At 68.4% G+C, this 11,416-nt stretch carries 11 protein-coding genes; 2 read left to right on the forward strand and 9 right to left on the reverse strand.

Annotation, left to right across the window (positions count from 1 at the left end):
* Nucleotides 1-12: 12 nt before the first annotated feature.
* Genes gltX through G3T36_RS12825 form a run of 3 tightly spaced genes read right to left on the reverse strand, consistent with a single transcriptional unit; the run spans nucleotide 13 to nucleotide 3,323 of the window.
* The gene (gltX, locus tag G3T36_RS12815) at nucleotides 13-1,533 is read right to left on the reverse strand and encodes a glutamate--tRNA ligase (RefSeq protein ID WP_163290127.1); all 1,521 of its coding nucleotides are present in this window, start codon (nucleotides 1,531-1,533) and stop codon (nucleotides 13-15) included.
* 41 nt (nucleotides 1,534-1,574) lie between these two features.
* Entirely contained in the window at nucleotides 1,575-2,348 is a 774-nt protein-coding gene (locus tag G3T36_RS12820; RefSeq protein ID WP_163290128.1) for a fumarylacetoacetate hydrolase family protein, read from the reverse strand.
* A gap of 9 nt (nucleotides 2,349-2,357) precedes the next feature.
* Entirely contained in the window at nucleotides 2,358-3,323 is a 966-nt protein-coding gene (locus tag G3T36_RS12825; protein WP_163290129.1) for a LysR family transcriptional regulator, read from the reverse strand.
* Nucleotides 3,324-3,405: 82 nt separating this feature from the next.
* Here G3T36_RS12825 and G3T36_RS12830 point away from each other — a divergent pair, with 82 nt between their 5' ends.
* Nucleotides 3,406-4,497, forward strand: coding sequence for an aminotransferase class V-fold PLP-dependent enzyme (locus tag G3T36_RS12830; RefSeq protein ID WP_163290130.1), 1,092 nt, complete (start codon nucleotides 3,406-3,408; stop codon nucleotides 4,495-4,497).
* 27 nt (nucleotides 4,498-4,524) lie between these two features.
* On the opposite strand, the gene G3T36_RS12835 is transcribed toward G3T36_RS12830, so the two are convergent.
* Both G3T36_RS12835 and G3T36_RS12840 read right to left on the reverse strand, forming a co-directional pair.
* Nucleotides 4,525-5,640, reverse strand: coding sequence for a branched-chain amino acid aminotransferase (locus G3T36_RS12835; RefSeq protein WP_163290131.1), 1,116 nt, complete (start codon nucleotides 5,638-5,640; stop codon nucleotides 4,525-4,527).
* 24 nt (nucleotides 5,641-5,664) lie between these two features.
* Nucleotides 5,665-6,720 (reverse strand): 3-isopropylmalate dehydrogenase, encoded by a 1,056-nt coding sequence (locus tag G3T36_RS12840; protein WP_163290132.1) that lies wholly within the window; start codon nucleotides 6,718-6,720, stop codon nucleotides 5,665-5,667.
* A gap of 95 nt (nucleotides 6,721-6,815) precedes the next feature.
* Between G3T36_RS12840 and G3T36_RS12845 the strand changes: the two genes are divergently transcribed.
* A complete protein-coding gene (locus G3T36_RS12845; protein ID WP_163290133.1) occupies nucleotides 6,816-7,070 on the forward strand; it encodes a DUF6458 family protein in 255 nt (84 codons plus the stop codon).
* 24 nt (nucleotides 7,071-7,094) lie between these two features.
* On the opposite strand, the gene G3T36_RS12850 is transcribed toward G3T36_RS12845, so the two are convergent.
* The 4 genes from G3T36_RS12850 to G3T36_RS12865 form a co-directional block, all read right to left on the reverse strand.
* A complete protein-coding gene (locus G3T36_RS12850; RefSeq protein ID WP_163290134.1) occupies nucleotides 7,095-8,330 on the reverse strand; it encodes a sigma-70 family RNA polymerase sigma factor in 1,236 nt (411 codons plus the stop codon).
* 33 nt (nucleotides 8,331-8,363) lie between these two features.
* Nucleotides 8,364-8,729 (reverse strand): YciI family protein, encoded by a 366-nt coding sequence (locus G3T36_RS12855; protein WP_163290135.1) that lies wholly within the window; start codon nucleotides 8,727-8,729, stop codon nucleotides 8,364-8,366.
* A gap of 118 nt (nucleotides 8,730-8,847) precedes the next feature.
* On the reverse strand, nucleotides 8,848-10,440 hold the full coding sequence (gene serA / locus G3T36_RS12860; RefSeq protein ID WP_163290136.1) for a phosphoglycerate dehydrogenase: 1,593 nt from the start codon (nucleotides 10,438-10,440) through the stop codon (nucleotides 8,848-8,850).
* Between the two features lie 143 nt (nucleotides 10,441-10,583).
* Entirely contained in the window at nucleotides 10,584-11,318 is a 735-nt protein-coding gene (locus G3T36_RS12865) for a copper homeostasis protein CutC (RefSeq protein ID WP_163290137.1), read from the reverse strand.
* Nucleotides 11,319-11,416 lie beyond the last annotated feature (98 nt).

Here is an 11,416-nt window from a genome sequence, read left to right on the forward strand (position 1 = left end):
GGCACCCTCCGCTCAGCCGGCGAGTGCCGCGCTGAGACGGTCGAGGCGTGCAAGGGTCTCGGATTTCCCCAGGATCTGCATCGACTCGAAGAGCGGAGGTGAGACGCGGCGTCCGGACACAGCGACGCGCAGGGGCCCGAACGCCACCCGCGGCTTGAGTCCGAGTCCTTCGATGAGGGCGTCCCGCAGCGCGGATTCGATCGTGTCGTGCGTCCACTCGGCTTCGCGCACGAGCTCGAGGGCGCCGAGCGACGCGGCGAGGATCTCCCCGGCGTTCGCAGGGAGGGATGCACGTGCGTCGTCCTCGACGACCAGGGAGTCCGCATCCGTGAACAGGAACCCGAGCATCCCCGGGGTCTCCCCCAGCAGCTGCACACGCTCCTGGACGAGCGGCGCAGCCTCGGCGAGGATCGCGGCGTCGTGCTCGCTGACCGGTTCGCTGAGCACGTCGGCTGCGACCAGGTAGGGCACGGTGCGCGCGGCGAAGTCGTCGACGTCGAGCAGGCGGATGTGGTCGCCGTTGATCGACTCGGCCTTCTTGACGTCGAACCGCGCGGGGTTGGGGTTCACGTTCACTACGTCGAACGCGGCCACCATCTCGTCGACGGAGAAAACGTCCCGGTCGTGTGTGAGCGACCACCCGAGCAGGGCGAGGTAGTTGACGAGGCCCTCGGGGATGAATCCGCGGTCACGATGGTGGAAGAGGTTCGACTCGGGGTCGCGCTTGGAGAGCTTCTTGTTGCCCTCGCCCATCACGTAGGGAAGGTGACCGAAGCGCGGGACGAACGTCGTGAGACCGATGTCGATGAGCGCGTGGTAGAGCGCGATCTGGCGCGGCGTCGAGGAGAGCAGGTCTTCTCCGCGGAGCACGTGGGTCACGCCCATGAGTGCGTCGTCCACCGGGTTGACGAAGGGATAGAGCGGATGCCCGTTGGGACGCACCACGACGAAGTCGCTGAACGATCCGGCCGGGAAGGTGATCTCGCCGCGAACCAGATCATGGAAGCTGAGGTCGGCGTCAGGCACGCGAAGACGAAGAGCGGGCTCGCGCCCCTCCGCGCGGTACGCCGCACGCTGGTCGTCGGTGAGGTCGCGCTCGAAGTTGTCGTAGCCGAGCTTCGGGTCGCGCCCGAGCGAGACGTTGCGCGCCTCGATCTCCTCGCCGGTGGCGAAGCTCTCGTAGATGTGGCCGGACGCCTTCAGCTTCTCGACCACGTCGCGGTAGATGTCGTAACGCTGCGACTGGCGGTACGGGCCGTCGGGGCCGCCGACGTCGACGCCCTCATCCCAGTTCAGGTTGAGCCAGGTGAGCGCGTCGATGATCTGCGCGTAGCTCTCCTCGCTGTCGCGGGCAGCGTCGGTGTCTTCGATGCGGAAGATCAGTTTGCCGCCGGTGTGCCGCGCGTAGGCCCAGTTGAACAGGGCGGTTCGGATCAGGCCGACGTGCGGAGTGCCGGTCGGCGACGGGCAGAAGCGAACGCGGACGTCGGCGCCGGTCGCCGTTGAGAAGGGATGCGCAGTGGAGTCAGACATACGGTGCCCATTCTATGGGGCGGCTACTGCCTGCTGGGCGGCTACTGCGCCCTGGCCCGCACCGGATTGCTCAGTGAGCCGATGCCCGAGATCTCGATCTCGACCGTGTCCCCGTCGACGATGGGACCGACGCCCGCGGGGGTGCCGGTCAGGATCACGTCGCCGGGAAGAAGCGTCCAGACGCTCGACGCGTATTCGACGATCTCGGCGACGCCGTGCACCATGTCCGTGAGAACGCCGTCCTGTTTGAGCTCGCCGTTGACGCGTGTGCGCAAAGTGGCCTGCGACGGATCGAACTCCGTCTCGATGATCGGCCCGAGCGGGCAGAACGTGTCGAAGCCTTTGGCCCGCGCCCACTGCCCGTCGGTCTTCTGCAGGTCACGTGCCGTGACATCGTTGGCGACCGTGTACCCGAACACATAGTCGGCGAAATTCTGCGCGGACACGTTCTTGGCGATGCGACCGATGACCACGGCGAGTTCCCCCTCGAAGTCGACCTGCTTCGACTGCGGAGGAAGCACGATGGTGTCGCCCGGACCGATGACCGCCGTGTTGGGCTTGAGGAACAGCAGGGGCGCTTCCGGGGCCTCCCCACCCATCTCCGCGGCGTGCTCGCGGTAGTTCTTACCGACGGCGACCACCTTCGAGCGCGGGATCACGGGCGCGAGCAGCGAGCTGACCTTGCCCAGGGGAACGCGCTCACCGGTCGTGTCGAAGCCGGCGAACATCGGGTCGCCGGCCAGCACCACCAGCTCGTTCTCGTCGACGATTCCGTAGGACAACGTGCCTTCGTGGCTGAAACGTGCGATCTTCACTCTCCGAGCCTAGCGATCGGCCGGGTTGAGCATCCATTCGCTTGCATCCAGATTCAGCAGTACCTCCGCGACGGCTGCGATCGCGGGAACCTGGTCTGCCCCCACCGAGCCGACCAGGTTGACGGTGCGATGATCCCGGTTCGAGGTGGGACGGATGACCACGCCGGGGTGAAGGCCGGCGGATGCGACCGCGAGCGACGGGAGGAGGGCGACGCCGACACGTTCGGCGACCATGCTCAGCACGGCGATGAAGTTGTCGGTCTCGTAGGCGATGCGCGGGCTGAAGTCGCGCTGGTCGGTCAGTTCGAGAAGGTGGCCGCGGCAACGGGGGCAGCCGGCGATCCACGGCTCGTCGGCCAGCGACGCGAGGTCCACGGTGGGTTCGGAGGCCAGCGGATGCCCGGCGGGGAGCGCGATCACCATCTCGTCGAACCAGACCGGCACCACCGCGAGTCCGCGAGCGCTCTCCTTGTGCGGATCGACCCGGTCGCCCGGGTAGCTGAACGTGATCGCGAGGTCTGCGGACTGCGAGCGCACGGACTGCACGGCCTCCGGAGGTTCCGCCTCCGTGTAGGTGATCCGCACGCCGGGATGCGTGCCGGCCATGGTCCGCAACAGGCGGGGAACGATCGTCGATGACGCCGACGGGAAGGCTGCGAGGCGCACCCGGCCCGATCGAAGTCCCGAGAGATCCGCGAGTTCGCCCGCCGCCGCGTCGAGTGCGGTCGTCACGGTCGACGCGTGGCGCGCGAGCACGCGACCCGCCTCGGTGAGCGCAACCCCCCGGCCCACCCGGGAGACCACCGGCATGCCGATACGGGCTTCGAGCCGTTTCAGGTGCTGGCTGATCGCGGGCTGGCTGTACCCGAGGGCGGATGCGGCTCCTGTGATCGTTCCGTGGTCGGCGACGGCGCGCACGACTCGGAGCGCGTGCGAATCGAGGTCGAGGTGGATGGCATCCGGTGTACGCGTCATGCGACGAATCATAACGTGAAGCAATGGATTCGATCACACACTGGCTCTGGTCGAATGTATGAGTTTGCCTCACGCTGGGTTCATGCCCACCCGGACGCCCGACCGCATCACCGACCGCATCAGCGACCGCATCACCATCGAAGAGGCGCGCACCCACTTCGCTGCGGGGCCGCGCTACCTTGCAGCCTGCACGCAAGGCCTCCCGCTCCGCGAGACGCTCGAGGCGTCACGTGCCGACCTCGACACGTGGGAGCGTGGGCACACCCACGCGGCCGATTACGACATCCCGGTCGCATCCGCCCGTGCGTCGTTCGCCGAGCTCGTCAACGTCGAGCCGAGCCGCGTGGCCATCGGATCGCAGGTATCCGCGCTCGCGAGCGTCGTCGCGGCAGCCGCGCCCGACGGTGCGGAGATCGTCTGCGTCGACGGAGACTTCAGCTCCATCGTCTTCCCGTTCCTCGTCCAGGCGCATCGCGGGGTGAGCGTGCGCCACGTGCCTCTCGCACGACTCGCGGAGGAGATCGGACCGAGAACGTGGCTCGTGGCCTTCTCGCTGGTCCAGTCGGCGACCGGCGAGATCGCCGACGCCCAGGCCGTCGCGCGCGCCGCACGTGCCAACGACGCCTTCACGCTCTGCGACGTGACCCAGGCCGCCGGGTGGCTGCCCGTCGACGCCGGCGAATTCGACGTCACCGTCTGCAGCGCCTACAAATGGCTGTGCTCACCACGCGGCTCCGCCTTCATGGTCGTCACCGAACGCATCCAGCCCGTGCTGCGGCCCATCCAGGCTGGTTGGTACGCGGGCGACGACCCGTGGAAGTCCTGCTACGGACCCGACATGCCTTTGGCGACGGATGCCCGCCAGTTCGACGTCTCCCCCGCGTGGCCGGTCTGGCCGGGCACCGCTGCAGCCCTCGACGTCTTCCGACGCCTCGACCTGGACGCCGTGCAGGCGCACGCCTCCGGGCTCGGCGATGCGCTGTGCGCCCGGCTGGATCTCGAAGCGAAAGGCCAGGCGATCGTGACCTGGCACGACGTGGACGGGCGCGACCTGGCTGCCCTCACCGCTGCGGGCATCCGGGCGTCCGGACGCGCCGGACGCGCCCGGGTCGCCTTCCACCTCTGGAACACCCCGGACGACGTCGACGCCGTCGTGTCAGCGCTACGCCGCTGAACCAGCCGGCGAACGAAAGGCGGGAGGTCAGCCGTCGAGGCGGGTCATCCAGTTGTGGCGGTCCGGGCGACGGCCGTACTGGATGCCGGTCAGCTCGTCGCGCAGCGACATCGTGAGCTCACCTGCAGGCGCCGTGATGTCGCCGAGGGTGAAGCCCTCCGCCTTGAGTTCGCCGATCGGCGTGATGACCGCTGCTGTGCCGCACGCGAAGACCTCGACGATGTCGCCCGACTCGGAGCCGACGCGCCACTCGTCGATTGACACGCGGCGCTCTTCGACCTTGTGGCCGCGGTCACGGGCGAGCTGGAGCACCGAATTCAGCGTGATGCCTTCGAGGATGCTCTCCGACTGCGGGGTCACGAGCGTGCCGTCCTTGTAGACCAGCACCACGTTCATCCCGCCGAGTTCCTCGAGCCACTTGCCTTCGGTCGAGTCGAGGAACAGCACCTGCGCGCATCCGTGATCGTACGCCTCCGACTGCGGGAGCAGGCTCGACGCGTAGTTGCCTCCGGTCTTGGCCGCGCCGGTGCCCCCCTTGCCCGCCCGTGAGTAGTGGTCGGACAGCCAGATCGACACCGGGCTGACGCCCCCGGGGAAGTAAGCGCCCGCCGGGCTCGCGATCACGTAGTAGGCGACCTTGTTCGCCGGCCGGACGCCGAGGAACGCCTCCTTGGCGAACATGAAGGGCCGCAGGTAGAGGCTCGTCTCCGCGGCATCCGGAACCCAGTCGCCGTCGACCGCGATGAGCTGCTTCAGCGACTCCAGGAAGTACTCGACCGGGAGCTCGGGAAGGGCGAGCCGGTGCGCCGAGCGCTGCATGCGCGCGGCATTCGCCTCGGGCCGGAAGGTCCAGATCGAGCCGTCCTCGTGACGGTAGGCCTTCAACCCCTCGAACACTTCCTGCGCGTAGTGCAGCACCGCGGCCGACGGTTCGAGCTGGATGGGGCCGTACGGCGAGACGCGTGGACGATGCCATCCGCCTTTCGCCGACCAGCAGATGTCGACCATGTGGTCGGTGAAGTGGTTGCCGAATCCGGGATTCGCCAGGATCTCCTCGCGCTCCCCACGGCCGCGGGCGGCGAGATTGCGGGTCACGGCGAATTCGAGTGCGGCCGGTGCGGTGGATGTTACGGGAATGGTCATGACGATCCTTTGAGAGCTGGTGAACTAATTCTGCGTCAGCAGGGCCGCGATTGTGTCGCCGATTTCGGCGGTCGTGCGATGCGACGGGCCTCTCGCTGCGAGGTCGGCGATCACAGCGCGATCCACCCGGTCTGCGGCATCGGCCGCTCCGAGGTGCCGGAGCAGGAGCGCGACGGAGAGGATCGCTGCAGTGGGGTCGGCCTTCTGCTGGCCTGCGATGTCGGGAGCCGACCCGTGAACCGGCTCGAACATGCTGGGGAAATCGCCTTCGGGGTTGATGTTGCCCGAGGCCGCCAGTCCGATGCCGCCGCTGATCGCGGCCGCGAGATCGGTGAGGATGTCGCCGAAGAGGTTGTCTGTGACGATCACGTCGAATCTAGCAGGATTCGTCACGAGGAAGATCGTGGCGGCGTCGACGTGGAGGTAGTCGACGACGACCGACGGATGCTCGGCAGCGACCGCGTCGACCGTGCGCTTCCAGAGACTGCCCGCGAACGTCAGGACATTGGTCTTGTGCACGAGGGTCAGCCTGCCGCGGCGCGACTCGGCCTGCCCGAACGCGTAGCGGACCACCCGTTCAACGCCGAAGGCGGTGTTGACCGATACCTCGTTCGCCACCTCGTGCGGCGTGCCGACGCGGATCGCACCGCCGTTGCCGACATACGGCCCCTCGGTTCCTTCCCGGACCACCACGAAGTCCACCTCTCCCGGGTCGGCCAGGGGGCTGGCGATGCCCGGGAACAAGCGGGTGGGCCGCAGGTTGACGTAGTGGTCGAGCGAGAACCGGAGCCGGAGCAGCAACCCGCGCTCGATGTTCGCGTTCGCGAGGCGCGGGTCGCCGGGCACGCCGCCGACCGCGCCGAGCAGAATGGCGTCGTGCTGCTCGATCGCAGCGAGGTCCCCGTCGGTCAGCACATCGCCGGTCTCGAGGAAGCGCCCTGCGCCGAGCGAGAAATGCGTCTTCTCGAACGTGAGGTCGGTGCCTTCCGTCACCGCATCCAGCACCTTGACGGCTTCGGCGACGACCTCGGGTCCGATGCCATCACCCGGGATGACGGCGAGCTTGAACGACTGCGGCATGACACTCCTGCGTAGATCTGCTTCCAGTACAGCCAGCGTACCGGTGCGCGCAGCGGACTCTGGTCCTGACCGGGGCAACAGGTTATGGTGAGGTCATGAGCCTCGGCGGCGGAATCTTCCTCTTCGTGGTGGGCGCGATCCTGGCGTTCGCCATCACAGTCAGCCCCTCCTGGATCGACCTGCAGGTGATGGGCTACATCCTCATGGGCGCGGGGGTGCTGATCATCATCCTCGGCATCATCCTGCTGGTCAGGAAGCGCCGGTCGACGGTCACCACGCGGGAGGGCATCGACCCTGCAACGGGCCTGCGCTACAACACCACCGAACGTCGCGACGACGCCGACATCTGAGCGCTGCGGATCCGAAGGTGCGGCTCAGCCGCCGAGTTCGGCGACCCGCCGCTCGAGGAAACGCCTGACCCGGTCGTTCGGCTCGACGGAGATGGCCTCACGGTAGGCGACGACAGCGGCCTCCGGAGCATCCGACCGCCGCAACAGGTCGCCGCGCACCGCCGCCGCCTGTCCCCGGAGTTGCTGCCCGAGGTCGCCGGCGACGGCGTCGAGCTCCGCCAGGGCCGCCTCGGGGCCGACGTCGTCACTGTAACCCCGCGCAACGATCCGGCTGAGCTGCGCAGACGGCGACGGCCACACCTCGATGAGGCGGTCGTACAACCGCGCCACCATGGTCCAGTCAGTGGCCCGCCAGGTCGGGGCGAGCGCATGCAGGCCGGCGATCCCCGCCTGCAGAGCGAAGCGTCCGCGACCGGGAAGCGAACGGGTTGCGAGCTCGACGCCCTCGTCGATCGCGCGCCTGTCCCACACCGCCCGGTCGGCTTCCTCCAGGGACCGGAGTTCGCCATCCGCGTCGAAACGGGTGCCCTGGCGTGCCTCCGTCAGAAGGAGGAGCGCGAGAAGACCGGATGCCTCGGGATCTGAGGGCGCGAGCCGCACCAGATCGCGGGCGAGGGCGATCGCATCCCTGCGGAACTCCCTCGTCGACAGCGGACTGCCCTCGGGAGCCGCGTGCCCGACGGTATAGAGGAGGTACAGCGTCGTGAGCGCATCCGGAACGCGAGCGGCGACCGCGGCCTCGTCGTCGAACGCGAAACGCGCCTCGGAGTCGCGGATGCGCTTCTTCGCGCGCGTCAGCCGGGCCGCCATCGTGCTCTCGGAGACGAGGAACACCGCCGCGATGTCACGCGTTGCGACACCGCAGACGAAGCGCAGCGCCATCGCGACGCGCGCCTCCTCGGCCAGGTCAGGATGGCAGACGAGCAGGATGAGCTCCAGGCGTTCGTCGCCGGTGAAAGTGAAGGTCTCGTCTGGCATGACGATCTCGTTCGACAGCAGTGCCTCGGTCGCGAGAGCAGGCAGAGTACGGGCCAGCGTCTGCCCTTTGCGGATGGTGTCCACCGCGATCCGGCGCGCGACCGTCGTGATCCAGGCGGACGGGTTGCTCACCACGGCACCGTCGGCTTCGGACGCCAGAGCGCGCACGAAGGCCTCCTGTACGGAGTCCTCCGCGAGCTGGAGGTCGCCGGTGTACCGCACGACGGCGCCGAGGATGATCGGCCAGTCCTCGCGGAACGCACTCTCGAGCTCGGTGGTCACACTTCATTCTGCGGCCACCGCGCGCGGATGCCGCTACATCGAGTTGGTGTCCATGACCGGGAAGAGTTCCACCCAGCCCCCGGTCGGCACCAGCGCAGCGAGCTCGCGCGCCTGCGCCGCGTCGCGGACACCGATCTTGTAGTAGCCGGTCACGTACTCTTTGGTCTCGGTGAAAGGCCCGTCCGTGAAGACGGCGGGAGCGCCGTCACGCCCCGGTGTGATCTTCACTGCGGTCGAGGTGGGCATGAGCGCGTCGCCGCCGAGGATCTGCGCTCCGGCATCCGCCACCGCTTGCGCGAACGCAGCATGAGCCGCCGTTTCGGCCTTCCAGTCGTCCTCGGAGACCGTTGAGGGGTCCCACTCCGGTTCGCGGATCAGCACAATGTACTCTTCAGCCATCATCACTCCCTGGGTCTGGATCGGTTGACATCCATACGACGTGCGAGACCACCCGGAATCGACAGCGACCACGAACGTTCTCGGACGAGCCGGGGCATTTCGTAGGCTACCCCAGCGACTACGACTCGGTGATGTCGATCTCGTGCATCAGGTCGGCGTCGATGGCGATCCGCACCGTCTCGAGCAGCCCTTCGGGCACGCGCGAGTCGACGGTCAGCACGCTGAGCGCCTTGCCGCCGGCGGACGTGCGGGCGATCTGCATTCCGGCGATGTTGATGTTCGCCTGGCCGAACTCGTGTCCGTAGATCGCGACGATGCCGGGGCGGTCGTCGTAGATCATCACGATCAGGTGCTCGGCGAGCGGCACCTCGATGTCGTAGCCGTTGATCTCGGTCAGCTTCTCGATCTGCTTCGTGCCGGTCAGCGTTCCGGAGACGGAGATCTGCGAGCCGTCGCTCAGCGCGCCGCGGAGGGTGATCAGGTTGCGGTACTCCTCGCTCACCGAGTCGGTGATGAGACGCACCTCGATGCCGCGCTGTTCGGCGAGGAGCGGAGCGTTGACGTAGGAGACCGTCTCGCTGACGACGTTCGTGAAGATGCCCTTGAGCGCGGCCAGTTTGAGCACGCTCACGTCGAACTCGACGATCTCGCCGCGGACCTCGACGTCGACGCTGGTGAGCGGGCTGTTCGCGAGACCCGAGAACACCTGGCCGAGTTTCTCGAGCAGCGGGATGCCGGGCCTCACGTACGGGTCGATGACGCCGCCGGCCACGTTGACGGCGTCGGGGACGAGCTCGCCCGAGAGCGCCAGCCGCACCGACCGCGCGACCGAGACGCCCGCCTTCTCCTGCGCTTCGTCGGTCGAGGCGCCGAGGTGCGGGGTGACGACCACGTTGGGCAGGTCGAGGAGGGGCGACTCGGCAGGCGGCTCGCTCACGAACACGTCGAGGCCGGCCCCGGCGATCGCATTGGCGGTCAGCGCGCGGTAGAGGGCGTCCTCGTCGATCAGGCCGCCTCGGGCCACGTTGACGATGAACGCCGTCGGCTTCATCAGGGCGAACTGGTCGTCGCTGATCATGCCGGTCGTCTCCGGGGTCTTCGGCATGTGGATGGTGATGAAGTCGGATTCGGCGAGCAGCTCGTCGAGGGTCACCAGCTGAACGCCGAGCTGCTGGGCGCGCGCGGAGGTCACATACGGGTCGTAAGCGATCACCTTGGTGCCGAAGGCCTGGAGGCGGGCGGTGATGAGCGCGCCGATGCGACCGAGACCGATGATGCCGACGGTCTTCTCGTAGAGCTCGACGCCGGTGTACTTCGACCGCTTCCACTGGCCCTGGGCCAGCGAGCTGTGCGCGGCCGGGATGTGCCGGGCGAGACTCAGGATGTGGCCGACCGTGAGCTCGGCCGCCGAGATGATGTTCGAGGTCGGAGCGTTGACCACCATCACGCCCGCGGTGGTCGCCGCCTTGATGTCCACGTTGTCGAGACCGACTCCGGCGCGAGCGATGACCTTCAGCTTCGGGGCGGAGGCGATGGCCTCGGCGTCCACCTTCGTCGCAGACCGCACGAGCACCGCATCCGCATCCGCCAGCGCGGAGAGCAGCGCCGGACGGTCGGTCCCGTCAACGGACCGGATCTCGAAGTCAGGCCCGAGGGCATCGACGGTGGCGGGCGAAAGTTCTTCGGCGATCAGGACGACCGGCTTTGTCACGTGGCAGTTCCTTCGATTGGAGCAGGCTTGGGATGCTGGCGCCACGGTCATTGGGGCGCGGTCACCAGACACTTTACCGGCACACGCCTTCCCGGTTTCGCACCGTTACGCCGCGCTGCACGGTGGCGGAGGGACCGGTCGTCTCAGAGCGCGCGCACCGCGGCGACCGCGGCTTCGGCGATGTCGGCGTCGGTCACGTCGTAGGTCGAATCGCCGCCTCCGGGCCCGCTCGGCGGCCCGGTGACCGTCGACCTCGCCGACAGGTGCACAGCGTCGACTCCTGCCGCCGCGAGCCGGGCGATGTCGGCGACCGACACACCTCCCCCGGCCATGATCTGGATGCGGCCGGACGCACGCTCGACGAGCGCGGCCAGGGTCTCGGTGCCTTCGATACTGCGAGGAGCGGCCCCCGAGGTCAGGATGCGCGTGACGCCCAGATCGATGAGCGTCTCGACGGTCGCGAGCGGGTCCTCGACGACGTCGAGCGCCCGATGGAAGGTGACCTCCAGCGGGCCGGCGACAGCTACGAGAGCTTCCATCGCGCCGCGATCGACGCCGCCCGAGGCGTTCAGCGCGCCGACGACGACGCCCGAGGCACCGGCCTGGCGTGCGGCGATGACGTCGGCGACGGTCAGGCCGATCTCATCGTCGTCGTAGACGAATCCTCCGGCGCGCGGGCGCACCAGGACGTGGACGAAACCGGGACGGCCCGCCGCTCGCGCGGCAGCCACGGCCGTGGCGATCATCCCCGCCGACGGTGTCAGTCCTCCGACACCGAGCGCCGAGCACAGTTCGATCCGGTCTGCGCCGGCGGCGAGCGCCGTTCGCACTCCCGCAGGATCCTGCACCGCGATCTCCACGGCAACCCGTCGTCCCACCGTTCTTCCTCCCACAACAGAGTCGAGGGGGGGGGGGGGGCCCCCCCCCCCCCCGGGGGGGGGGGGGGTGGGTCGCGACCCACACCGCCACCACCCCC

The organism is Leifsonia tongyongensis (genome assembly GCF_010686705.1).
GTDB lineage: Bacteria > Actinomycetota > Actinomycetes > Actinomycetales > Microbacteriaceae > Diaminobutyricibacter > Diaminobutyricibacter tongyongensis.